Origin of the sequence: Actinoplanes oryzae (assembly GCF_030757795.1) — a bacterium.
GTDB lineage: Bacteria > Actinomycetota > Actinomycetes > Mycobacteriales > Micromonosporaceae > Actinoplanes.
In genome coordinates, this window is sequence record NZ_JAUQWH010000149.1 from 1 (window position 1) to 22,552 (window position 22,552).

The following is a 22,552-nucleotide window of genomic DNA, read 5'->3' on the forward strand; positions in this document are numbered from 1 at the left end:
GGCAGGCATGGCCTTGGTGGCCGTCCTCTTGGCGGGCGCGGCCTTGGTGGCCACACTCTTCGCGGGCATGGCCTTCGTCGCCGTGGACTTGGCCGCCGTGCTCTTGGCGGCTGCGGGCTTCGTCGCCGCGCCCTTCGCCGCCGTGATCTTCGTGGCCTTGGTGGCGGCGCTCTTGACGGCGGTGGCCGCACTCTTCGCCGCCGAAGCCGCACTCTTCGCCGCCGCCGTAGCCTTGCTCGCCGCCTTGGTAGCGGTCGCCTTGCTCGCGGCGGACGTGCTCTTCGCGGTGGTCTTCTTCGCCGGCGTCGCCTTGGCCGCAGCACTCTTCGCCGTGCTCTTCGTCGCGGCCGCCTTCGCCGCGGTCGCCTTGGTGGCCGTCGCCTTCGCCGCGGTCGCCTTGGTCGCGGGAGCCTTCTTCGCGGGAGCCTTCTTCGCGGCCGTCTTGTTCGCCGGGGCCCGCTTGGTGGCCGTCCGGCTCGCGGGCGCCTGCGCCGAGGTCCCCGCGGACATGTCGTCGGCCGTCGCCGTGACCATCGGATGCGCCAGCGTGGACGTGGCCGCCACCGTCTTCGCGGTCACCGCCTTCCGCCCCGTAGCCCGAGCCGCCGCCGTGGTCTTCCGCGCCGTCCCGACCTTCTCCTTGCCCGCTGCGGCCTTGCCCGCCGCGGCCTTGCCCGCACCCGCCTTGGCAGCGCCGGCCTTGGCAGCGCCCGCACCGGTGCTCGCCTTGGGACTGGTCGCCTTCGTCGTGGCCGTCTTCGCGGTGCCGACCTTCGCGGTGCCCGGCTTCACCGTGCTCGCCTTGGCCGAGTTTCCCTTGACAGTGCTCGCCTTCCCGGCGACGGGCTTGGCGGCGCTCTTGGCAGCCACAGTCCTGGTGGCCGCGGGCTTCGCAGCACCAGCCTTCTTGGCGGCAGCCGGCTTCGCGGCAGCGACCTTCTTCGCAACAGCCGCCGGCTTGGCGGCAGCAACCTTCTTCGCAGCGGTGGCCGGCTTCGCGGCGGCGGGCGCCGGCTTCGGGGTGGCTCGCTTGGCGGCCGTGGGCTGGGTGGGCACCGCCTTGACGGTCGCGCGCGCCGCGGGCTTGGGGGCCGGGGCGCCGGCTGCGGCCGTGCGTTTGGCGGCGGCCCGCGCCGGGGCTGCCTTCTTGGTAGCGGCCATGGGGAAGCTTCCTCCTTGCGAATGACTGCGGGCTCGTCTCCGCCTGGAGACCGACGATTCCGGCGTGGACGTTGGTCCGCGGCCGGCCTAGCTCTCTTCCCCGGTCCAGCGGGCGTCCTCGGCATCCCACGCCTTGTTGCGCTTCTCGACGGTTTCGAGTGCCCGCTTGGCGTCGTCGGCGGAGGGGTACGGACCGAGCCTGTACTGAGCGGCGCACACGTCGCTCCCGGACTCGACCCGCTTGTGGCGGAGGCACCAGAAGTAGCCGCCCCCACCAGGCCCACTGTCGTTCATGCCATCACTGTGCACCTCAAACCGACCATGCGCTACCGATTCACGCAAAAAGCCCCAGTTTTCCATAGTGGATCGACATAAAGACCCCCCGAAGGAACGACGGTGCCGGGGAAGACACGCCGGGGACAACGCCCGCCCGCCGCCGAGGACACGCCCTGCACCCCGAAAGAATCCACCGACCAGTGCAAATCCGACAATACGACGAAGCGCCCCGCCCACCGGACGGTGAGCGGGGCGCCTGAAGCGGAACGGGTCAGCGCAGTCCGGCCGCCACCAGCTCGGCAACCTGCACCGCGTTGAGGGCGGCGCCCTTGCGGAGGTTGTCGTTGGAGAGGAAGAGGGCGATGCCGTTCTCGACGGTCTCGTCCACGCGGATGCGGCCCACGAACGTCGGGTCCTGCCCGGCCGCCTGCAGCGGGGTCGGCACGTCGGACAGCTCGACGCCGGGCGCCCCGGCCAGCAGCTCGGCCGCGCGGGCGGGCGTCAGCGGGCGGGCGAAGCGGGCGTTCACCTGCAGCGAGTGGCCGGTGAAGACCGGCACGCGGACGCAGGTGCCGGAGACCTTGAGGTCCGGGATGCCGAGGATCTTCCGGCTCTCGTTGCGCAGCTTCTGCTCCTCGTCGGTCTCGCCGAGGCCGTCGTCGACGATCGAGCCGGCGAGCGGCAGGACGTTGAACGCGATCGGCCGGGCGAAGCTGCGCGGCGCCGGGAAGTCGACCGCGCCGCCGTCGTGGGTGAGCTCGGCTGCCCGGTCGGCGACCTTCTTGACCTGCTCGTCGAGCTCGGCGACGCCGGCCAGGCCCGCGCCGGACACGGCCTGGTAGGTGGTGGCGACCATGGCCACGAGACCGGCCTCGTCGTGCAGCGGGCGCAGGACGGGCATGGCCGCCATGGTCGTGCAGTTGGGGTTGGCGATGATGCCCTTGGGGCGCTGCGCGGCGGCGTCCGGATTGACCTCGGCCACGACGAGCGGGACCTCCGGGTCCATGCGCCAGGCGGACGAGTTGTCGATGACGACCGCGCCGGCCTCGGCGACCTTGGGGGCGAGCTCCTTGGAACTGCCCTTGCCCGCGGAGAACAGCGCGATGTCCAGCCCGCGGAAGTCGGCGGTGGCGGCGTCCTCGACCGTCACCTCGCCGTCCCGCCAGGGGATGCCGCGGCCCGCCGAGCGGGCGGACGCGAAGAGCCGGAGCTGGTCAACGGGGAACTCGCGCTCGGCCAGGATGCGGCGCATGACGCCACCGACCTGTCCCGTCGCGCCGACAATGCCGATCCTCATGCGCACAAAGTTACGGCCCCGCCTGCGAAGACGGAAATCTCTTTCCGGACGCCGTCTCACCAAGTAAGAAAAGTCTCCCGATATTCGAGACGCCGTTCTAGCGTCGGGGCATGGCTGCTGTCTACACCCACGGGCATCACGAGTCGGTCCTGCGCTCACATCGCTGGCGGACCGCAGAAAATTCGGCCGGCTACCTGCTGCCCCACCTGACCTCCGGCGCGACGCTGCTCGACGTCGGCTGCGGGCCCGGCACGATCACCGCCGACCTGGCGACGCGAATCACACCCGGGCGCGTCACGGCCCTGGAGCACACCGCGGACGCCCTGGACCTCGCGCGCGCCGAGATCGCGCGCCGGGGCCTCACCACGGTCGGCTTCGCGGTCGGCGACGTGCACGCCCTCGACTTCCCGGACGACTCCTTCGACGTCACGCACGCCCACCAGGTGCTGCAACATGTCGCCGACCCCGTACAGGCGCTCCGCGAGATGGCCCGCGTCACCAAGCCCGGCGGGATCGTCGCCGTCCGCGACAGCGACTACGCCGCCTTCACCTGGTACCCGGAGGTGCCGGAGCTCGACGAATGGGTCGACCTCTACCACCGGGTCGCCCGCGCGAACGGCGGCGAACCGGATGCCGGCCGCCGGCTGCTCGCCTGGGCCCACGCGGCCGGCCTGACGGATGTCACCGCCACGTCGAGCACCTGGTGCTTCGCGACCGAGGAGGACCGCGCGTGGTGGGGCGGCCTGTGGGCCGACCGGATCGTCCAGTCGGACATGGCCCGCCAGACCCTCGCCTCCAGCGCCGCCGACCAGGCCGCCCTCGACCGCCTCTCCGCGGGCTGGCGCCGCTGGTCCGAAGAGCCCGACGGCTGGTTCTCCCTGCTGCACGGCGAGCTGATCGTCAGAGTCTGAGACCCAGGGAGGAGACACCCTCCTCCCTGGAGCCGCAAGAGCGGCCCCGGGACGGGCGAGAAGCCGCCGCGGCGCCACGACGCTGAGGGCATGACCACGACCGCCGCCCCGCGTACGAGAACATCCCCGACGCTGCTCGGCTTCACCGCCGCCATGGCCGCACTCGCCGTCGTCTGCCTGGCCGGGCTCGTCGCCGACGACCGGATCATCACGGGCGCGCCGGCCTGGCTCAAGCCGTTCAAGTTCTCCGTCTCGCTGGCGGTCTACGCGGGCACCCTGGCCTGGCTGCTCACCCTGCTGCCGGAGCGCAGCCGCCGCGTCGAGCGGGCCGTCGTCGTCATCGTGGCAGCCGGCGCGCTGGAGATGGTGGCGATCGTCGGCCAGGTGCTGCGCGGCCAGACCAGCCACTTCAACGCGACCACCACGCTGAACAACGTCATCTTCGAGGCGATGGCTGTCTCGATCATGTCGCTGTTCGTCGCGCAGCTGGTGATCGCCGTCGTGGTGCTGCGGGCGCGCATCGCCGACCGGGCCGCGGCGGCGGGCGTACGGCTGGGGCTGGGGTTGTCCCTGCTCGGCATGGCAGCGGCGATCCCCATGGTGCTGCCCACGGCCGCGCCCGGCATCGACGGCATCAGCGGCGCACACAGCGTCGGCACGCCCGACGGCGGCCCGGGCCTGCCGCTGGTCGGGTGGAGCACGGCCGGCGGCGACCTGCGCGCCGGTCACTTCCTCGGGCTGCACGCACTCCAGGCCCTGCCGCTGCTCGCGCTTCTCCTGATCCGGTACGCCCCCAGCCTCACCGACACCACGAAGGTGCGCCTGCTCCGCATCGCCGGCGCCGCGTACGGTGCCGTGACGATCCTGCTCACGTGGCAGGCCCTCCGCGGGCAGCCGATCGTGGCACCCGACGCGCTGACGCTGTCCGTCCTGGCGGCGATCGTCCTCGGCGCGGCGGCAGCGGCCGGGTCCGCCGTCGCGAAGAACTAGGGTGTGGCTCGTGGACTGGCTGAGCCGGATGTTCGCGACGCGCGGAGCGCTCGTGCGCATGGTGTTGCTCGACCTCAGCGGCGTCGGCTACCTGACGGTCATCGCGCGGGACACCCCGGCGCAGTGGGCCCTGGCCGTACCCGCCTTCGCCGCCGCGCTGCTGCTGCACCGGCGGCCGGCGGCGAACCTGGCCGTCCAGGCCGGGCTCTTCGCGGCGGCTGTGACCCTGCTCGACGACTCGACGATCAACGCGGTCGGGGCGGCCTGGGCGCTGCTCGAGGCGGCCGCCCGATCGGCCCGGCCGGTGCGGTGGTGGGGCGCCGGGGCGCTCGCCGTCGTCTACCTGGCCGGGCAGCTGCGCAGCCCGGACCACCCGCTGCAGGGCCGGCTCTACACGCTGGTGCCGCTCGTCGGCCTGCCGCTGCTGGTCGGGGCGCTCGTGCGGGCCAACGCCGAGCTGGGGCGGCAGGCCACCGAGCGGGCCGCCGCGGAGCAGCGCCGCCGCGAGGCCGAGGCGAGGGAGGCCCGCATCGCCGAACGCGGCGCCGTCGCCCGCGAGCTGCACGACGTGGTGGCGCACCATGTCGCCTCGATGGTGCTGCGCATCGGCGTGGCCCGGCACGTGCTGCCCGGGCTCACCCCGCAGGTGCAGGAGGTGTTCGACGACGTGCACGCCACCGGCACCACGGCGCTGACGGACCTGCGGCGGCTGGTCGAACTGCTGCGCGGCACCGGCGGCCCGGGCGACGACGCCGCTCTCACCGTGATCGAGCCGGCCGCCCTGTCCGCCGCGCTCGACGGCGCGGTGGAGACGGCCCGCCGGGCCGGGCTCGTCGTGGACGCCGACATCGCGCCGGAGATCGCCCAGCTCGACGCCGTACGCTCGCTCGCTCTGCTCCGGCTCACCCAGGAGGCACTGACCAACGTGGCCAAGCACGCGGGCCTGGCGGCGAAGGTCCGCCTCACCGTCCGGGTCGCCGACGGCACCGTCGGCTGGGAGGTCGCCGACGACGGCGGCTCCCCCACGGGCGCCGGTCCGGTCGTCCGCGGGGGCGGCCACGGCCTGACCGGCATGCGGGAGCGGGTGTCGATGCTCGGCGGCGAGCTGGAGGCGGGGCCGCGGGGCGCCGGCTGGCGGGTCGCGACCGTGCTGCCCCGGGTGGCGGCGTGATCCGGGTCCTGCTGGCGGACGACCAGCAGCTGATCCGCGCCGGCCTGCGCATGCTGTGCGACGCCCAGCCCGACCTCGAGGTGGTCGGCGAGGCGGGCGACGGCCGGGAGGCGGTCGCCCTGGCCGAGCGGCTGGTCCCCGACCTGATCCTGATGGACCTGCGCATGCCGGGGCTGGACGGCATCACGGCCACCGGCCGCATCCTCGCGGCGCGGCCGGCCGTCCGGGTGCTGGTGCTGACGACCTTCGGCGACGACGACCACCTCTATCCCGCGCTGACGGCCGGGGCGTGCGGCTTCCTGCTCAAGGACGCCTCGCCGCAGGAACTGCTGGACGGCATCCGGCGAGCGGCGGCCGGCGAGAGCCCGTTCAGCCCCGAGGTGCTGCGCCGGCTCGTGCACCGGGCCGTGCACGCCCGCGCGCCGAAGGCCGTCCCGGCGGAGGGCCTGACCGAGCGGGAGCGCGAGGTGCTGGCGCTGGTCGGCGAGGGGCTCGGGAACGCCGAGATCGCCGAGCGGCTGCACGTCGGCGTCACCACCGTGAAGACACACGTCACGAGCCTGATGGCCAAGACCGGCAGCCCCAACCGCGTCCGCCTGGCGCTCTTCGCCCACGGCGCCTGACGAGCGGTGCGTGCGGACCGCTGCTCATGCCTCCCGCCCGTGCAGACCCACCGGGCCACCTGCGTGATCCAAGGCCCCGGCAACCCCGTCGGCACGGGTGAAATAGGCGAGCGCGTCCTCGGACGGCATGGGCTTGGCGTAGAGGTACCCCTGGCCGGTCCGGCAGCCGAGCTGCCGGAGCCGGTCGGCCTGCGTGGTCGTCTCGATTCCTTCGGCGACGGTGCTCAGCTCCAGGGCCTGGGCGAGCCGGATGACGGCCTCGGTGACGGCACTGCCGTGTCCCTCGCCGGTGATCTCCGCGACGAAGCTGCGGTCGACCTTGAGGATGTCGACGGGCAGCCGGGTGAGGTACTGCAGCGACGAGTAGCCGGTGCCGAAGTCGTCGATGGCGATGCGGATCCCGTGCGCACGGAGGGCCCGCAGGGTGGGGATGGCAGTCCGGTCGTCGACGATCGCGGACTCGGTGACCTCGAGGACCAGGCGCCGGGGGTCGAGCCGCTCCCGGTCGAGCACGGCGAGGATGTCCGCGGCCAGCCCGCGCTCCTGCAGCTGGCGTGGTGACACGTTGACGCTGACGTACAGGTCGTCCCGGCCGGTGCTCCGGTGCCAGGCCAGGACCTGCCGGCAGGCCTGTTCCAGGACGTGCAGGCCGATCTCGGTGATGATTCCGGTCCGCTCGGCGACGGCGATGAAGTCGAGCGGGGAGACCATGCCGCGGACCGGGTGGCGCCACCGCACGAGGGCCTCGGCGCCGGTGGGGCGCCCGGTGGCCAGGTCGATCATCGGCTGGTAGTGGACCTCCAGCTGCTCGCCGCTCACGGCATCGTCGAGATCGCGGCCCAGCAGCTCGTCGTCGCGACGCCGGTCGAGCATGCCCGGCTCGTAGACCGCGAAGCTGTGCGAGGCCGTACGTTTCGCCTGATAGATCGCGATGTCGGCGTGCCGCCGCAGGTCGTCGAGGGTGTCTCCGGGCGCGGCCACGGCGATGCCGATGCTCATCCGGACCACGACGGTGTGGTCGCCGATGGTCACCGGCCGGGCCGCGGCGATGGACAGGACGCGGCGGGCCAGAGCGATCGCGTCGGCGGGGCCGGTGACGTCCCGCTGCACGACGAAGAACTCGTCGCCGCCGACGCGGGCGACAACGTCGGTACCGCGGACGTTGCTGCGCAGGGTGCGCGCGACCTCCATGAGCACCAGGTCGCCGGCGGCGTGCCCGTACGCGTCGTTGACCGCCTTGAACCCGTCGAGGTCGATGAACAGGCCCGCCACGGTCTCGCCGCGGCGCAGCGCCCGGGCGCCCCGGCGTTCCAGGCCCTCGCGGCTGGACAGACCGGTCAGCGCGTCGACGATCTGCTGCTCGCTGCTCTCCCGCAACGAGATGACCTGCCGGACGGTGACCGCGCCGGTCATCAGGACCAGGCCGATGATGTAGCCGGCCCAGACCACGAAGTTCCGGTCGTGCACCATCACGACCACCATGAGCCCGAGACCCAGCACGACCGCGGCATAGGGGATGTAGGAGAACCAGGCCGCCGTCAGCGGACGCTGCACCGGCCGCCCGGCATGGCTGGTCGCGGCGGCCCACATCGCCGCCAGCGTCATGCACAGCGAGGCCGCCACCACCGACACCGTGGCCGGCACCGGACCGACCGCGTGCATGCCGTCGGTGCCGGCCGCGTTGAACGCCGCGTCCGACAGCAGGTACAGCCCCATCCCCGCCATCAGCAGGCCGGTCGGCCGGTCGCCGGCGTTCAGCCCACCGCGCAACACGACCGCCGAGATCCCGATCAGCAGCACCAGGTCGCCGATCGGGAAGCCGATGACCACCGGCCACCGCAGCGCCCAGTTCGTGCCGGTGGCCAGGTGCGGCTCGAGGACGAACTTCCAGATGAAGATGAGCCCGCAGCCCAGCACCGCGACGGCCTCGCTGACCAGCGCGGCCCGCTGCCCCCGGCGCAGCCGCTGCGCCGGGAAGGCGAACGCGCCGACTCCCAGCAGCACGTACATCACCAGGGCGGAAACCGCGCCGGCCAGATAGAGGCCCCGGAGGCCCTCCTGCGCGCCGAGCCCCAGCGCGGTGTTGGCCTCGACCGACGCCAGCCGCGCCATCGACACCAGCACCCAGCCGACCCGGTTGCGCCCGCTGCGCGCCGCCCGCAGACCGAACAGCGCCCCCAGCACGTCCAGCACCATCAGGCACACGACGGTCAGCACGAGCCGCCACTGCGGCACCGTCAACGCCGCCGCCTGCGCGACGGCCACCGCGGCCACGAGCAGCACAGCCGCGACAGCCGTCAGCCGCCGCGCCGTCCAGGCGAAGATCACATCCTTCCAGTCGGCAGCCGCCCGGCTTCCATGAGACCGGGCTCACTGCGCCGGCGGAACCTCAGGCGAGGAGGGCTCGCTCGCCGCGCGCGTACTGCGGCGGGAGCGGGTGCTTCACGCCGAGCTCGTGGGCGGCGCGCCGCGGCCAGAACGGGTCCACCAGCAGCTGCCGGCCCAGGGCCACGGCGTCGGCCTGGCCCTCCGCGACGATCCGCTCGGCCTGCCGCGGGTCGGTGATGACGCCCACGGCGGCGGTCGGCACGCCGGTCTCGGTGCGGATGCGCGTGGCGAACGACACCTGGTAGCCCGGGCCGATCGGGATCGTGGCGTCCGGCACGTTGCCGCCGGTGGAGACGTGGATCAGGTCGGCGCCCGCGTCGCGGAGCAGCGGCGCCAGCCGGACGGTGTCGTCGGCGGTCCAGCCGGCCGGCTCGATCCAGTCAGTGGCCGACACCCGGACGAACAGCGGCAGCCCCGGCCCGATCTCCGCCCGGACGGCGGCCACGACCTCCCGCACCAGCCGCGTCCTGTGCTCGAACGAGCCGCCCCACTCGTCGTCGCGGACGTTCGACACCGGCGACAGGAACTCGTGCAGCAGGTAGCCGTGCGCCGCGTGGACCTCGATGACCTGGTAGCCGGCGTCGAGCGCGCGCCGGGCCGCCGCCGCGAAGTCGGCGACCACCCCGGCGATCTCGCCGGTCGTCAGCGCGTGCGGGACCGGCCGCGTGCCGTCGAACGCCACCGCGCTCGGCGCCACGACCTGCCAGCCGCCCTCCTCGGGAGTCAGCACCCGGCCGCCGGCGAACTCCTGGGCGGTGCCGCCCTTGCGGCCCGCGTGCGCGAGCTGGATGCCGGGCACGACGCCCTGCTCGACCATCAGCGCGGTGAGCCGCCGGTGCCCGGCGACCTGCGCGTCGCTCCAGATGCCCAGGTCGGCGTGGGAGATGCGGCCCTCGGGCGACACCCCGGTGGCCTCGACCAGGATGAGCCCCGGGCCGCCGGTCGCCCGCGCCCCGTAGTGCTGCACGTGCCAGTCGACCGGCTCCCCGGTGACCGGAGCGCTGTATTGGCACATGGGCGCCATCCACACCCGGCTGGGAAGGGTGACGTCACGGATGGTGAACGGGTCGAAGAGCGCGGTCATGATCCGACGCTAGGCCGCCCGGCCCGGCGCCGGCCAGAGACGATCGTCACCGTCACGCCGACTCGGGCTTTGCGGGCACCGGCCAGAGACGATCGTCACCTCACGCCGACTCCGGCTTGTACGCCCAGTGCCACGACTCGCGCGGCACGTTCTCCACGAAGCCGTACTTGTCGGCATTGGCCCGCATCCACTTCAGCGCCTTGCCGTTCAGGTCGAGGTCCGTGGCCATGCCCCAGCCGTGCTCGCTGGTGCCGGGCTTGGCCGCGAGCCCGCCCTGCGAGTAGAGGCCCTTGCGCCGGGCCAGGTCGACCTGCTCCTCGTACGGGCGGTAGCTGTCGGTGATGCCGATGCTGACGCCCTGTGCCTTGGCGTCCTGGATCATCCGGTTGAGGTTCTCGGCCGCCGGCGCCCACAGCTTGTGGCCGGTGTTGCCGACCTTCTCCAGCGCCCCGGCCGGGATCTTCCCGTTCCCGTACGCCGCCAGCTCGGTCGGGATCCCCTTGCTGTTCAGCGTGTACGTCTTGGCCGCGGCCCCCGCAGCGGGAGTGGCCTGCGCACCGACGGCGTTCTGCAGCACCGACGCGAAGGCCGCGCCCGAGGCCGTCGTGGCGCCGGTGGGACCCATCGTCGTCGGGGCGGAGGCGGTCTTCGTCGCCTGCTGGGTCTGCAGCGCGATCATCCGGCTCTGGATGTCCGCGATCCGGTTGTTGATCCTGTCGATCCCCACGGCGGGTCCTCCGGCTGCTCGGCGGGCCTGACCCCTGCCTCTTCGGCGCAACCGGAGGACAACTGAGCCGCTACCGGGTTTTCACACCGCGAGCGGCAGGTCGATCGTGTGGGCGGTGTGCGAGACCTTGGCCTGCAGGTAGCGGACGTTCGCCGCGGAGGCGTGCACCCCGGTCGGCACCACGTTGCGCACGTCGACGCCGAGGGCGCGCAGCTGGGCGGCCTTGTCCGGGTTGTTGGTGAGCAGGTCGACGGTCGTCGCGCCGAGGGTGGTGAGCATCTGGGCGGCGGCGGTGTAGTCCCGTTCGTCGTCGGCGTGCCCCAGTGCCCGGTTGGCCTCGTACGTGTCCATGCCCAGGTCCTGCAGGGCGTACGCGTCGAGCTTGCTGTAGAGCCCGATGCCCCGCCCCTCCTGGCGCAGGTAGAGCAGGTAGCCCCCGGCGCCGGCGATGCGCTCGACGGCCTCGCGCAGCTGCGGGCCGCAGTCGCAGCGCTGCGAGCCGAACACGTCGCCGGTCAGGCACTCCGAGTGTGGTCGCACCAGCGGCACCGCGGCGTTCGCCACATCGCCCAGGGCCAGCGCGAGGTGCTCCTTGCCGTCGGCGAGGCCGTGGAACGTGACGACCTGCGCGGTGGTGCCCCACCCGTCCGCGAACTGCAGCGGGACGGTGACGCGGCTACGGATACCCAGCGGCATGACGACTCCTTAAGCACTTGACGCTTCAAGTACGGGATCGACCGTACCCCGCACTTGTTAAGGAGTCCACGCAGCAGACGTCACAACGGATCAAGAATTTCAGGACGGAATGGTGGCGGGTTCCCGGACCTCGTTGCCCTCGATGCGGTCGCGGACCTCCAGATCGAGCTCCGAGACGCGGTCGCTGCGGTTCGGCAACAGGTTCGTGACCAGCACCAACAGGCAGCCGATGCCCGCGTAGAGGCCGAGCACGAGCAGGTGCCGGCCGATCGGCGCCGCCGGGAAGTACAGGTTGTCGCGAACCGCCTGCACACCCGCGCCGGTCGGCAGGTTCTCGCCGAGCACCCGGCCGAACGCGGGCAGGAACTCGGGCAGGATGCTGGCGCCGGAGATGACCGTCCCGACCGTGAAGTACAGGGCGCCGACCAGCGCGCCCCCGGGTCCGAGGAGGGCGACCGCGCCCGCCGTCGACGCGGTGATCGCGAGCGAGACGAGGCCGAAGATCGCGAACATCTCCCACTGGCCGGCCCCGGTGCCCACCCCGAACCAGCTCATCGACCAGAGGACGACGGCGGCGCTGCTGAGGGCGTACACGATGAGGGTCAGCAGGTGCCCGAGGCCGCGCTTCCAGGAGCGGCGGGTGCGCGGGATGAGCCGGCCGAGACCCAGGGAGGCGATCGTGCCGCCGAGGGCCAGCGCCTGGGTGAGGAAGCCGAGCGAGACGCCGTTGACGTCGTCGGAGGGGAGCGGCACCACGTCGCTGACCGCGGGCGGGGTGGCGAGCGTCTTCGCCTGCGCGATCGACACGGTGTCGCTCTCGCGGGCCAGCGCGGCCAGCTGCTCCTCGTTCTGCTGGGCGATCACGCCGGTGTAGGTGGTCCGCAACAGGTTCGCGGCGGCCGCCCCGGCGGCACCGGCGACATAGAGCTGCGGCTGCACCCCGGTGACGTCGACCCCGCCGTAGATCTCGCGGCGCTTCATGGCGGTCTGCAGTGCCGGCACGGTGTCGTAGATCTCGACCCGGAAGGCGCCGTCGCGCTCCAGCAGGCCGATGATCGCCTCCTGCTTGACCACGGGCGAGATCAGCCCGACCGGGACGTCGTGCGGGGCGGCCTTGTGACCCATGCCCAGGTAGTACGCGGTCAGGACCAGCTGGACCACCGCACCCGCCAGGCACACCACGAGGGCGAAGCGGCGGAACTGGCGGACCGAGGTGATCGGACTGGACTCTGCCATGAGATCCAGGGAACCATTTTTCGCCACCCCGGCCGCGCCGTTTCTCTAAAAGGGGACAGCCCGCTCCGCGATTCCCGCCCCGGGCCGTCCGGCGGGGAGATCTCACCGGGCGCAGGGCGGCCGCCGCGGATGAGTGAGTGAATCGTCACAACCGGGCCCGCGTACGGATAGCGCGGGGCTGGCCGGAATACGCAACACGATGTTTTACCTGCGACAACGGTCGGCGGCGGGCGTGACACCGCGAGGGCCGTCTTTTCCGTTGGCCCGCCGGGGCCACACCTCGGACAGCCTCGCACGAAGTCCCCGTTGCCCCTGGTCACTTGAGTGTCCAGTAAGGACGCGGCCGGATTATTCCGGCTACCCGCAGTGGCGTTCGTGACGATGGGCCACCCTCACCGCCGAGCGGTTGACGTGCAAGTTGCACACTCATAGTGTCAGATACGTGACCGCGGGTGCTGGCCCCGACGCCATTCCTGCCCGGTCGCGGTGCACTTGGCGTGCATTCTTGATCGGCCGACCGCGAGGAGTTCTTGGTGAGTGTCAGGATCGGCATCAACGGATTCGGGCGGATCGGGCGGTCGGTCCTGCGTATCGCCGCGGACCACCCTTCTTCAATCACCGTCGCCGCCATTAACGACATCGCTCCGGTGGACCGTTTGGCGTACGGCCTGAAACGCGACAGCCTCCGCGGCAGGTTCGCCGGCACGGTCTCCTCGGCGCCCGGCCGCCTCATCGTCGGCGACCAGCCGGTGTGGACCTGGCACGAGGCTCAGCCGGGCCGGATCCCCTGGGCGGACGCCGGGGTCGACGTGGTCATCGAGGCCACCGGCAAGTTCCGCGACGGCGACCTCGCCCGCACCCACATCACCCACGGCGGCGCGCGCAAGGTGGTGATCAGCGCCTCCGCCGACCGGCCCGACGCGGTCCTCGTGTGGGGCGCGAACCACGACACCTACGACCCCGCACGCCACGACGTCGTCTCCCCCGCCTCCTGCGGCGTCAACGCGCTGTCGGTGCTGGCCAAGGTGCTGCTCGACCGCTTCGGCCTGCACAGCGTGCACACGACCGTGGTGCTGGCGGCGCAGGGCTGGCAGAAGATCCACGACAGCCTCACCGGCACCTCCCGCGACGACCCGCGGCTCGGCCGCGCGGCGCAGAGCAGCATCCTCCCCCATGACCATGTGGCCGGCGACCTGGTGAGCGTCGTGCTGCCCGGGCTCGGCCCGATCCGCTACAGCTACTACTGCGTGCCCACCCCGGTCGGCTCGCTCGCCGAGCTCAGCGGCTTCACCGGCCAGCCGGTCAGCGCCGAGGAGGTCAACCGGGCGATCGCCGAGGCCGCGGCGGGCCCGATGCGCGGCATCATCGACTACGACCCCGACCCGACGGTCTCGGTCGACGTGCTCAACAACCCGGCCTCCTGCCTCTTCGACCCGTCCGGCACCCGCACCTCCGCCGACGGGGGCGTGCAGGTGCGCGGCTGGTTCGACAACGAGTGGGGCTTCTCCAACCGGCTCCTCGACCTGGCCCGGCTCCTGGGGGAACGTGAGCCCGTGCCGGCGGGCGCGGGCCGGGCGCCGGAGATCGCCACCGCCGCGGTGTAGAACTGACGGGTGACAACGAGCACGGAGATGATCGAGGCCGCGGCACGGCGGCTCGCGGGCCGGGTGCGCACGACGCCGGTGCTCGACACGGGCGACGTGCTCTACAAGCTGGAGCACGTGCAGCACGCCGGCTCGTTCAAGACCCGCGGCATGGTCAACAAGATCCTCTCGGCCGCCGAGCGGGGCCTGCCCGAGGCCGGCATCATCGCGGCGTCCGGGGGCAACGCGGGGCTGGCCGCCGCGTACGCCGCGCGCGAGCTGGGCGTCGCGGCGGAGATCTACGTCCCCGAGACCGCCCCGCAGGTCAAGGTCGCCAAGCTGGCCAAGCTCGGCGCCCAGGTCACCCGCACCGGCAGTGAATACGCGGAGGCCTACGCGGCCGCCGTGGTCCGCGCCGGGCAGAGCGGCGCGGTCTTCTGCCACGCCTACGACGACCCCGACATGGTCGCCGGCAACGGCACGCTGGGCCTCGAGCTGGGCGAGCAGGCCGAGTTCGACACCGTCCTGGTCGCGGTGGGCGGCGGCGGCCTGATCGCGGGGGTGGCGGCTGCCCTGCGGGGCAGGGCGAAGGTGGTCGCCGTGGAGCCGGAGAGCGCCTGCGCCCTGCATGCCGCGCTCGCCGCCGGCGAGCCGGTCGACGTCCCCGTCGCCGGAGTCGCCGCCGACTCGCTCGGCGCGCGCCGGGTGGGCCGGATCGCGTACGAGACGGCTGTCGACCTTGATCTGCCGTCGGTCCTGGTCAGCGATCAGGCCATCGTCGAGGCGCGCCGCCGGCTCTGGGACGAGTTCCGGCTCGCCGTCGAGCACGGCACGGCCGCGGCGCAGGCGGCGCTGATGGCGGGCGCCTACCGGCCGGAGCCGGGCGAGCGGGTCGTCGTGCTGCTCTGCGGCGGCAACACGGACCCGTCCGACCTTGCCTGATCTCCCGCTCGCCGTCGTCCCGGCTCCGCCCGGGACGGTGGCGCATGTCTGACGCCTCTCCGCTCGCGCGGCACCGCGAGCTCATCGGCCGGGTCCGCGAGCGCTGCGACCGCGACCCGGCGGTGACGGCCGCCCTGATGTACGGGTCCTTCGTGGACGGTTCGGCGGACGAGCACAGCGACATCGAGTTCTGGCTCTTCGGCCCGGTCCCCGACCCGGCGCAGTGGATCGCCGCCGTCGAGCCGCCCCTGCACGTGATCCGCAACGAGTTCGGCGCGCACGTCGCCTTCTTCCCCGGGCTGATCCGGGGCGAGTTCCACTTCGCCCCGGCGACGGAGACCGGCCAGGTCGCCACCTGGCCCGCAGGCACCGCGGTCGACGTCCTCAAGGGCAGCATCCCCGCCCCCGCCGGCACCGCCGACACGACCGCCGACGTGTGCGGCCGCTTCGCCAACTGGCTCCTCCTCGCCTGGCACGTCGGCCGGCGCGGCGAGACCCTCCGCCGCCGCGACGCCCTGGCCCACGCCCAGCGCCACCTGCTCGGGATGGCCCGCCGCGCGGCCGGCACCACCGGCCACCGCCCCACCCCGTCCCGCCGCGCCGAGGCCGAGCTGCCCGCGTGGCTGCTCGCGGGCCTCGACCGCACCCACGACGACGTGGGAGCGGCCTGGCAGCTGGGCCGCGCCCTCTGGCTGCGGCTCGACCCCCACCCGCCCGACAAGCTCATCGCCGAGATGGACCGGATGCTCCATGACTGAGGACGAAAGCCTGCGGAGGTACGGCCTCCACCCCACCGGCGCCGACCTGACGGACATCCGATCGATGCTGGCCGCGGAGACCGGACGCGGAGTCGACGGCCAGGACACCGACCTGATGAAACTGTGCTGCGTCCAGCTTTTCAACGCCGGGCAGCCGGGCGACATCCTGGCGATCTGGCGCGCCAAGGAGAGCAGCTTCGACGCCCACTGCGGCATCGACGTCCACCTCCTCTGCGGCGCCGGCCTCGACGCCACCCGCCATCACCTCGCGGAGCAGGACTCGCCCGACGCCGCGGCAGCCCTCCGATACCTGCGCGAGTGCGAAGCCGCCGGCGACTTCGACCGATTCACGGTGGCCGCCTGGTCGGAGAGCTACGCCCACTACTACTCCGCCTGAGGCCGCCCGCCCCGCCTCGGCAACTCCGCCGGAAGCTGATCAGGCAAGCCGGCTCCAGCTGCGAACTTTGCTAACATCTGAGCGGGCGTGGGCGCTTGGAGACGCGCCTCCACCATGTGGAGGAGAGCCCGGGTTCGAATCCCGGACGCCAGGATGCACATCGCTCGTATGCGCCTCCTGGCGTCCAGGATTCGGAGGAAACGCAAGCCGTGGCTCATCGGTACGCCTCGTCGCCCGAATTCTCGAAGCACAGTGAGAACCTGCGGGAAGTCGAGAGCGGCCTGCGACAGGTGGAGCTGTTGCACAAACGGGCGATCCGCGAGAAGCGGGATGCCGCCATTCCGACCCTGTCGCGCCTGCAGTACCTCACGATCGGCATGATGGCGGAGGCTCGACTCCGCAAGATCGTCGCGGATCCCATGGGCTTCAACGACCGGGAGCGTCAACTCATCCGGCAGGCGCGGTCCCAGGTCGACCAGTGGGTCTCGGTGGTGGACTTCGCCTTCCGCAGGCAATATGCGGTTCCGATCCATCTGGAGATGCACGCCTCGGGCATCGCGGATACCTACAAGGCGCAGCACGCTCTGATCAACACGCTCCTGCTGGAGGATCTGGCCCCGGTGGTGGAGGACCGGAACAAGATCGCGCACGCTCAATGGGCATGGCTCCTCAACAGCAAGGAGACCAGCTTCAAGGGGGCGGCGCCCGGCCACCTGAACTACTCGGCCCTGTTCGCGCGCTCCACGATGATCCGGGCGATCGGCAGTCTGGCCAGCTCATTGGTCCTGTCGGAGCCAACCTTCCAACGCGACTACGACAAGAACGTGGCTGAGATCAACAGAGCCAAGACCCAGATCGACGGCAGCGGCTACGAAGACTTCGTCCGGAAGATGCTGTCGAAGATCCCGCCCCAGCGCTAGGTCGCCCCCGGCAGAACGCCACCTCGGCGGCCTCCGTCGCGGAACGCGACACCGAGGTATGCCGGGAACCCGTGATCAGGTTGTGCATGCGGTCGGCCGCACGTTCGATGCCGGCCAGCGGCATGCCCTCGGGGCGGCCGGCCACGTCGGCCGGGGCGCAGAATCCCGGCGGGTCGCGGGCCCTCACACGGCGGCGCTGTCCCAGTGCCAGGAGCCGGCGAGCAGGCGCGCGCCGGTCGGGCCGATCGCCGCGCCGGCCAGCGTGCTGAGGGCGGCCACCGCGACGACACGCCACAGCTCGGCGAGCCGGGTGATCAGCATGTCGCGCCACAGGCCGGTGAACCGGACGGCGAGCACGCCGGCGGCGGGCCACACCAGGCTGAGGTGAGTGCCGTCGAGCGGGCACGGCGACGAGATACAGCAGCGCGAAGGCGAATGTACGCGTCATGGGCCCCCTTGTCGGGCACGGCCGGACGGCATGAAGTGTCGCGAATCCGCCCGACATGTTCCCGACAGCGCCGCGCCGGCTCTAGTCTGCGGGCAACTCGCACCCGCTGGGAGGCGGTTCCGATGCCCCTCGTACGCCCGGTCGACGCCGTCGCGTGCCTCATCCCCGACCGATCCCGCGCCGAGGCGGCGGCGGCGTCGCTGCGTGACGCCGGTCACGCCGCTTCGTCCGTACGCCCGGATGGCCCCGCCCCGACCAGCCTCAGCGCCTGGGGCCCGGACACGGCGATCCTGCACCTGTACGACCAGGGCCTGCACCGCGGGCACACCCTGCTCGTGGTCCCCACCACCCCCGACCGCCGCGAGGACGTGGGCCGGCACCTGTCCCGCCACGGCGCCCACGCCGTCTACTACTTCACCGCGACGTCCGTGGAGTGCCTCAGCGTGCTCGTGTAGACGTGCCCTTGGGCTCCTTCATGCCGAGGTAGGAGCGGAACATCGGGTGCACCTGGAACTGCGTGATGGTCGCGATGCTCAGATTGCTGACCTGGTGCGGCCCGAGATAGGAGCTGCCGCTGCGCCGCTGGGCCTTGATGCCGCCGACCGCCCGCGCCCGCAGGAATCCGACCCGCCACAGGACGTCGATGATCGCCGACGGGTCCAGATGCTCCAGCCATTTGAGCGTCTCCGGGTTCTTGATCTTCTCGTCGAGGACCAGCTCCAGGCACAGCAGCTCCAGCTCCTCGCGGTCGAAGTGGTAGCTGTGGCCGCGGAAGACCTCGAACACCTCCAGCAGGTTCGGATATTCGAACCGGTACTCCGCGGCGATGTCCTTGGCGCGCTCCTCGGAATACCTCCGCTCCGCCTCGCTCAGCACGGCATAACCGAGCGGCGCCGGGGTGTCCGAGCCGCGGGCGGAATCGATTGCCTGCTGGCAGAGCTGGATGAGCTCGCGCGGGCGGTAGAGCGTACGGTCGATCATGTAGCCGAACGATTTGCTCTTCCGATAGTCGAGCGTCTCCTGGAAGAGCAGGCCCCACAATCCGTCGTCGGTGAGCGACCGGACATAGGCCTCGGAGACCTTGCGATCCTCGAGCGAGTGCCGCACCCGGCGCGCGATGAGCTGCTGCAGGCCGCTCTCGTTCCAGTTGAGGACCTCGATCATGTCGCGGTATTTCTGCGCGTCCTCGTAGAGCGACGGGATGTTGTCGTAGAGCTCCTGCCGCAGCGACATGTACACGGTGAGCCGCGGCGACAACTCATTGATCGACATGCACGCCTGGAACAGCCCGGCGACGAAGGCCTTGGCGTCCTCCGACGCGTCCCAGCCCCGGTCGAGCTCGTCGACCAGGACGATGACCTTCTCCTTGACCAGGATCTCCTGCAATGCCGGCAGCAGGTGGTGGATCTCCTCGAGGCGGTAGAGCCGCTCCAGCTCCTTGGCGCGCAGCCCGGCCTCGTACGGCCCGATCTTGATGCCCTCGAGCCGCTTCAGGTACGAGACGAGCGCCGACAATTTGCTGTGCTGCCCGTGCGCGTGGTTGTCCCGCACGTACCGGAGCACCTTCCCGGCCGGGCCCTTGCTCATCGACTTCGGCATGTCCTGCGCGACGGATTTCATCACCATCACGTAGATCAGGTATTTCCACGCCACCGCGTAGGCGCCGAGCTTGGCCCACGATCCCTCGGCCTCGCGGAGCATCGTCTCGCGCAGCAGCTCGTACGAATAGTCCTCCGGAGCCAGCTCCACCACGTGCACGTGCCGGATCCGTCGCTCGCGGGCGGCCAGCATCTTGAAGATGGCGCTCTTCCCGGAGCCGCGGTTGCCCAGAATGATGGTCTTGGTCCGGTCGGAGACCCGCTTGAAGGCCTCCGACTCCACGAAATAGTGCTCGAGCCCCCGCTGTATGTCCCGTTCGGCGGCGGGCGCCCCGAGATCGAGAGCCGCCAGGTCCAGCGAAAGGTCAGGGTTCATCGGCCGCACCGCCCGTTGGTCGAGGGGGAAGGGTTCCACCCCTGCCGACGTCCCGATCAAGCGGGCTGATACCTGCCTAGAAGTCCGCGGGCCGGAATTTGCCGTCCGCCAGGTGCTGCTCGATCTCTTCGAGGCTGCGGCCGGTCAGTTCCGGCATCTTCCGCCACAGGAAGACGAACGCGATGATGTTGAAGGCGGCGTACATCCAGAAGGTCTGTCCCGTGCCGATCGCCTTCATCGTGCTGAGCAGCGTGAGCGTGATCAGCACATTGGTGCCCCACAGGGACGCCGACTGCGCCGCGGCGCCGGCCGCCCGGGTGGCCAGCGGATAGATCTCCGAGCCGGTCAGCCAGCCCATCAGCTGAATGCCACCGGCGGTGAAGGCCATGAATGCCACCAGGGTCGCGACGATCCACGGAATCATCGACTTGCCGTCGTTGCCGGTGACGAAGAACGTCCCGAGCACGATCAGCGCCAGCGCCGAGAACGGCAACGTCAGCAGCGTCAGGCGCCGCCGCCCGACCCGGTCGATGATCGCCAGCCCGATCAGCTGCGCGATCAGGTACGTGAGCCCGAGCGCCACGGAAACGCGCAACGCCGTCGAGTCGGAGAAGCCGTTGTCGGTGAGGATCGTCGGCGTGTAATAGACGATCATCTCGATGCCGGACAGCTGCGTGAAAATCGCCAGTCCACACCCGACAACGAGCGCCGGCCGCACCCACGCGGCCCGCAAGCCGGCCCAGCCCCGGGTGCTGGCGTGCTTCTCGGCCGCCACGTTCTCGCGAATGCCCCGCAGCTCGCCGGACAGATCGCTGTCCCGGGGCCGCACCCGCCCGAGCGCCTCCTCGGCGCGATCGAAATGGCCCTCCCGGGCCAGCCACCGCGGGCTCTCCGGCAGCCGCAGCATCAACGCGAACATGATTGCCGCGGGCACGGCCGCCATGCCGATCGCCACCCGCCAGTCGATGATCTCGGCCGCCCCGACAATGGTCGCGATGACGATGCCGACCCCGATCGCGATCTGGAAGAAAAGCACCAGCCTTCCCCGGTACGCGGTCGGCGCCAGCTCCGCCACATAGACCGGCGCCGTCTGCGTGGCCCCGCCGACCGCGAAGCCCAGCACCAGCCGGCTGAGCGACAGCGTGACCGGATCCGGCGACAACGACGCGGCCAGCGATCCGACGACGAAGACGATGCCGATGAGCAGCAGGGTCCCGTGCCGTCCCCGCCGCTCGGCCAGCCGGCTGCAGGTCAGCGCCCCGATGACCGCGCCCACCAGAATGGACGCCGCGATCACCTGCTCCCACCCGTGCCCGATGTCGAAATCCTCGCCGATCTGCAGCAGCGCCCCGGAGATGATCCCGGTGTCATAGCCGTAGAGCAGCCCGGAGATGGCGGAGACGAGCGCCACCACGACCACCGACCCGGTCAGGCGGTCGCCGCTCCTCGGGGTGGAAACTGCCTGATCGGTCCGACTCATCAATTTCCCCCCGGAGAACACCGTGACTCAGCGACACTCATAACTTCCCGAAGGCGGGGGGACCTACTCACGATCAGCGTTGCCCGTTTCCTCCCGGCTGGCCCGGCGCGGCTCGACCCGGGTGCCTACGCCATGGCCCCGGACCCCGTACGGTCTTCTCGCTCCCGGGTGCGGGCCAGACCATGGTCTGCTGGTGCACGCGCCGGCCCCGGTAGCGGATGCCGGGCACCTGAGGCACCGGCCCGTACTTGACGAAGCCCATGCTTGCGAAGAAGCGCACCGCGCGGGTGTTCTCCACCAGGGTCTGCAGGTGGCATCCCGACGCGCCCGACTCGGCGACCCGTTGCAGCCAACGGTTCATCAGCTCCGCCGCGGCACCCGTGCCCCGGGCCCGCGGGGCGACGTTGATGTGCAGGTGGGCCGGCCAGCGTGGATCCACGAACTCACCGGCGGTGGGCTGACGGCGGATCATCACCGGCATCCCGTCCCGGGCCGCGCGAAGGAAGAACGCCAAGGGGCGCCGCCGCAGGAACAGCCGGTGGCCGGTCATGGCGCGACGCATCCGCTCGCTCTCGGCCGGGAACGTGGTGCTGTCGAGGCATCCGGCCAGATAGCCGACCATCTCGCCGTCGGCAAAGGCGAGGAACAGGGACTCCGGTTCGAGATCCATGTACGGGACCAGATAGACAGCCGCCTCTGACTCCTCGTGGCCCCACAGTGATTCCGTCGGCGAGCCCCGGCCGGCGCGTCTGAACAAGACAAGCAGTTCGGCACGGTCCCGTTCGGTGAAGGTGCGAAACTCCGTCATCGCCGGCGATGGTATGCCACCGGGTCGACCGGGCAACGCCGCGAAGCCGGCAGGACGAGGTTTGCGGCCGTCACCCCGCCTCCCGGCCCCGGCCGTGCTCACCTCGGGTCAGCGCTGGTGGGCGGGGCGCCGCTCGGCGCACGGCCCCGGCCGTTCGGCGCAGCTGGATCTTCTGCAGCGACGCACGTGTGAAACCTCTCGGTAACCTGCGGCCGACGGCCCGTGATTACTCCTCACAGGAGGTATCACCGATATGGTTCAACCCGCACCACGCAGCGATCGTAGCCCTTGGAACTGGCTGCTCATCGTGCCGATCGTGGTCCCCGTGCTCACGCCGCTGTTCAATTTCGACTCGCCGCGGCTCTGGGGCTTTCCGGCCTTCTATTGGCTGCAGTTCCTTTTCATCCTGCTCGGGGTCACGACGACCTCGATCGTGTACCGGATGACCCGCAAGCCGGCCCCGGGAGCGACCGATGAGTGACCACATCACCGAGATCATCGTCTTCTCGCTGCTGTTCCTGCTGGTCAGCGCGATGGGCTTCGTGGCGGCCCGGTGGCGGGCGCCCAAGGACATGGCCCATCTCGACGAGTGGGGGCTGGGTGGGCGGAGCTTCGGCGGCTGGATCACGTGGTTCCTGGTCGGCGGCGACCTTTACACCGCGTACACGTTCGTCGCCGTGCC

22 protein-coding genes and 2 pseudogenes are annotated in these 22,552 nt (G+C 71.5%); 13 read left to right on the forward strand and 11 right to left on the reverse strand.

Features of this window, described 5'->3' with window-relative positions:
- Positions 1–537: 537 nt before the first annotated feature.
- Positions 538–786 (forward strand): annotated as a pseudogene (locus tag RBH18_RS44205) (hypothetical protein); the annotation flags it as partial.
- A gap of 462 nt (positions 787–1,248) precedes the next feature.
- Here the strand turns inward: RBH18_RS44205 and RBH18_RS34045 are convergent.
- Both RBH18_RS34045 and RBH18_RS34050 read right to left on the reverse strand, forming a co-directional pair.
- On the reverse strand, positions 1,249–1,455 hold the full coding sequence (locus tag RBH18_RS34045) for a hypothetical protein (RefSeq protein ID WP_306214593.1): 207 nt from the start codon (positions 1,453–1,455) through the stop codon (positions 1,249–1,251).
- Between the two features lie 253 nt (positions 1,456–1,708).
- Positions 1,709–2,734 carry an aspartate-semialdehyde dehydrogenase gene (locus tag RBH18_RS34050; RefSeq protein WP_306214594.1) on the reverse strand — a complete coding sequence of 342 codons (1,026 nt, stop codon included), beginning with the start codon at positions 2,732–2,734 and terminating at the stop codon, positions 1,709–1,711.
- 110 nt (positions 2,735–2,844) lie between these two features.
- On the opposite strand from RBH18_RS34050, the gene RBH18_RS34055 reads away from it, so the two are divergent.
- The 4 genes from RBH18_RS34055 (at position 2,845) to RBH18_RS34070 (ending at position 6,429) form a co-directional block, all read left to right on the forward strand.
- Positions 2,845–3,645: a methyltransferase domain-containing protein gene (locus tag RBH18_RS34055; RefSeq protein ID WP_306214595.1), complete on the forward strand. Its 801-nt coding sequence runs from the start codon at positions 2,845–2,847 to the stop codon at positions 3,643–3,645.
- Positions 3,646–3,735: 90 nt separating this feature from the next.
- Positions 3,736–4,635: a hypothetical protein gene (locus tag RBH18_RS34060; protein WP_306214596.1), complete on the forward strand. Its 900-nt coding sequence runs from the start codon at positions 3,736–3,738 to the stop codon at positions 4,633–4,635.
- A 10-nt stretch (positions 4,636–4,645) separates the two neighbouring features.
- The gene (locus RBH18_RS34065; protein ID WP_306214597.1) at positions 4,646–5,806 is read left to right on the forward strand and encodes a sensor histidine kinase; all 1,161 of its coding nucleotides are present in this window, start codon (positions 4,646–4,648) and stop codon (positions 5,804–5,806) included.
- Positions 5,803–6,429, forward strand: coding sequence for a response regulator (locus tag RBH18_RS34070; protein WP_306214598.1), 627 nt, complete (start codon positions 5,803–5,805; stop codon positions 6,427–6,429). Before RBH18_RS34065 ends, RBH18_RS34070 begins: the two co-directional genes overlap by 4 nt.
- Before the next feature lie 24 nt (positions 6,430–6,453).
- On the opposite strand, the gene RBH18_RS34075 is transcribed toward RBH18_RS34070, so the two are convergent.
- From RBH18_RS34075 to RBH18_RS34095, 5 genes are all read right to left on the reverse strand, one after another.
- Positions 6,454–8,757, reverse strand: coding sequence for a putative bifunctional diguanylate cyclase/phosphodiesterase (locus tag RBH18_RS34075; RefSeq protein ID WP_306214599.1), 2,304 nt, complete (start codon positions 8,755–8,757; stop codon positions 6,454–6,456).
- Positions 8,758–8,818: 61 nt separating this feature from the next.
- Entirely contained in the window at positions 8,819–9,901 is a 1,083-nt protein-coding gene (locus RBH18_RS34080; protein WP_306214600.1) for an NADH:flavin oxidoreductase/NADH oxidase, read from the reverse strand.
- A 100-nt stretch (positions 9,902–10,001) separates the two neighbouring features.
- Entirely contained in the window at positions 10,002–10,628 is a 627-nt protein-coding gene (locus tag RBH18_RS34085; protein WP_306214601.1) for a M15 family metallopeptidase, read from the reverse strand.
- 81 nt (positions 10,629–10,709) lie between these two features.
- On the reverse strand, positions 10,710–11,324 hold the full coding sequence (locus tag RBH18_RS34090; RefSeq protein ID WP_306214602.1) for a GTP cyclohydrolase II: 615 nt from the start codon (positions 11,322–11,324) through the stop codon (positions 10,710–10,712).
- 99 nt (positions 11,325–11,423) lie between these two features.
- A complete protein-coding gene (locus RBH18_RS34095) occupies positions 11,424–12,560 on the reverse strand; it encodes an ABC transporter permease (protein WP_306214603.1) in 1,137 nt (378 codons plus the stop codon).
- Between the two features lie 533 nt (positions 12,561–13,093).
- Between RBH18_RS34095 and RBH18_RS34100 the strand changes: the two genes are divergently transcribed.
- From RBH18_RS34100 to RBH18_RS34120, 5 genes are all read left to right on the forward strand, one after another.
- Positions 13,094–14,164 (forward strand): type I glyceraldehyde-3-phosphate dehydrogenase, encoded by a 1,071-nt coding sequence (locus RBH18_RS34100; protein WP_306214604.1) that lies wholly within the window; start codon positions 13,094–13,096, stop codon positions 14,162–14,164.
- A 9-nt stretch (positions 14,165–14,173) separates the two neighbouring features.
- Positions 14,174–15,085, forward strand: a complete 912-nt coding sequence (locus tag RBH18_RS34105) for a serine/threonine dehydratase (protein ID WP_306214605.1) — start codon at positions 14,174–14,176, stop codon at positions 15,083–15,085.
- A gap of 44 nt (positions 15,086–15,129) precedes the next feature.
- Positions 15,130–15,843 (forward strand): hypothetical protein, encoded by a 714-nt coding sequence (locus RBH18_RS34110; RefSeq protein ID WP_306214606.1) that lies wholly within the window; start codon positions 15,130–15,132, stop codon positions 15,841–15,843.
- Entirely contained in the window at positions 15,836–16,240 is a 405-nt protein-coding gene (locus RBH18_RS34115) for a hypothetical protein (protein WP_306214607.1), read from the forward strand. The genes RBH18_RS34110 and RBH18_RS34115 overlap by 8 nt, the downstream gene beginning before the upstream one ends.
- A gap of 95 nt (positions 16,241–16,335) precedes the next feature.
- Positions 16,336–17,160, forward strand: a complete 825-nt coding sequence (locus RBH18_RS34120) for a hypothetical protein (RefSeq protein ID WP_306214608.1) — start codon at positions 16,336–16,338, stop codon at positions 17,158–17,160.
- A gap of 183 nt (positions 17,161–17,343) precedes the next feature.
- Here the strand turns inward: RBH18_RS34120 and RBH18_RS34125 are convergent, their stop codons facing one another.
- Complete coding sequence (locus tag RBH18_RS34125; RefSeq protein ID WP_306214609.1) at positions 17,344–17,535, reverse strand: hypothetical protein; 192 nt, start codon at positions 17,533–17,535, stop codon at positions 17,344–17,346.
- A 195-nt stretch (positions 17,536–17,730) separates the two neighbouring features.
- On the opposite strand from RBH18_RS34125, the gene RBH18_RS34130 reads away from it, so the two are divergent.
- Positions 17,731–18,063: a hypothetical protein gene (locus tag RBH18_RS34130; protein WP_306214610.1), complete on the forward strand. Its 333-nt coding sequence runs from the start codon at positions 17,731–17,733 to the stop codon at positions 18,061–18,063.
- On the opposite strand, the gene RBH18_RS34135 is transcribed toward RBH18_RS34130, so the two are convergent.
- From RBH18_RS34135 to RBH18_RS34145, 3 genes are all read right to left on the reverse strand, one after another.
- The gene (locus tag RBH18_RS34135; protein WP_306214611.1) at positions 18,047–19,582 is read right to left on the reverse strand and encodes a P-loop ATPase, Sll1717 family; all 1,536 of its coding nucleotides are present in this window, start codon (positions 19,580–19,582) and stop codon (positions 18,047–18,049) included. The genes RBH18_RS34130 and RBH18_RS34135 overlap by 17 nt on opposite strands.
- A 76-nt stretch (positions 19,583–19,658) precedes the next feature.
- Complete coding sequence (locus tag RBH18_RS34140) at positions 19,659–21,062, reverse strand: sugar porter family MFS transporter (protein ID WP_306214613.1); 1,404 nt, start codon at positions 21,060–21,062, stop codon at positions 19,659–19,661.
- Between the two features lie 73 nt (positions 21,063–21,135).
- A complete protein-coding gene (locus tag RBH18_RS34145; protein WP_306214614.1) occupies positions 21,136–21,870 on the reverse strand; it encodes a GNAT family N-acetyltransferase in 735 nt (244 codons plus the stop codon).
- Between the two features lie 253 nt (positions 21,871–22,123).
- Between RBH18_RS34145 and RBH18_RS34150 the strand changes: the two genes are divergently transcribed.
- A complete protein-coding gene (locus RBH18_RS34150; RefSeq protein WP_306214615.1) occupies positions 22,124–22,351 on the forward strand; it encodes a DUF3311 domain-containing protein in 228 nt (75 codons plus the stop codon).
- Positions 22,344–22,552: pseudogene (locus RBH18_RS34155) on the forward strand (sodium:solute symporter); the annotation flags it as partial. The gene RBH18_RS34150 and the pseudogene RBH18_RS34155, both read left to right, overlap by 8 nt.

What these genes read in the sequence shown, in the direction of transcription:
- RBH18_RS34045 (WP_306214593.1), bottom strand. Translation starts at nt 1,455, where the DNA reads ATGAACGACAGTGGGCCTGGTGGGGGCGGCTACTTCTGGTGCCTCCGC.
- RBH18_RS34135 (WP_306214611.1), bottom strand. Translation starts at nt 19,582, where the DNA reads ATGAACCCTGACCTTTCGCTGGACCTGGCGGCTCTCGATCTCGGGGCG.
- RBH18_RS34060 (WP_306214596.1), top strand. Translation starts at nt 3,736, where the DNA reads ATGACCACGACCGCCGCCCCGCGTACGAGAACATCCCCGACGCTGCTC.
- RBH18_RS34140 (WP_306214613.1), bottom strand. Translation starts at nt 21,062, where the DNA reads ATGAGTCGGACCGATCAGGCAGTTTCCACCCCGAGGAGCGGCGACCGC.
- RBH18_RS34115 (WP_306214607.1), top strand. Translation starts at nt 15,836, where the DNA reads ATGACTGAGGACGAAAGCCTGCGGAGGTACGGCCTCCACCCCACCGGC.
- RBH18_RS34130 (WP_306214610.1), top strand. Translation starts at nt 17,731, where the DNA reads ATGCCCCTCGTACGCCCGGTCGACGCCGTCGCGTGCCTCATCCCCGAC.
- RBH18_RS34150 (WP_306214615.1), top strand. Translation starts at nt 22,124, where the DNA reads ATGGTTCAACCCGCACCACGCAGCGATCGTAGCCCTTGGAACTGGCTG.
- RBH18_RS34050 (WP_306214594.1), bottom strand. Translation starts at nt 2,734, where the DNA reads ATGAGGATCGGCATTGTCGGCGCGACGGGACAGGTCGGTGGCGTCATG.
- RBH18_RS34095 (WP_306214603.1), bottom strand. Translation starts at nt 12,560, where the DNA reads ATGGCAGAGTCCAGTCCGATCACCTCGGTCCGCCAGTTCCGCCGCTTC.
- RBH18_RS34080 (WP_306214600.1), bottom strand. Translation starts at nt 9,901, where the DNA reads ATGACCGCGCTCTTCGACCCGTTCACCATCCGTGACGTCACCCTTCCC.
- RBH18_RS34110 (WP_306214606.1), top strand. Translation starts at nt 15,130, where the DNA reads ATGTCTGACGCCTCTCCGCTCGCGCGGCACCGCGAGCTCATCGGCCGG.
- RBH18_RS34145 (WP_306214614.1), bottom strand. Translation starts at nt 21,870, where the DNA reads ATGACGGAGTTTCGCACCTTCACCGAACGGGACCGTGCCGAACTGCTT.
- RBH18_RS34090 (WP_306214602.1), bottom strand. Translation starts at nt 11,324, where the DNA reads ATGCCGCTGGGTATCCGTAGCCGCGTCACCGTCCCGCTGCAGTTCGCG.
- RBH18_RS34055 (WP_306214595.1), top strand. Translation starts at nt 2,845, where the DNA reads ATGGCTGCTGTCTACACCCACGGGCATCACGAGTCGGTCCTGCGCTCA.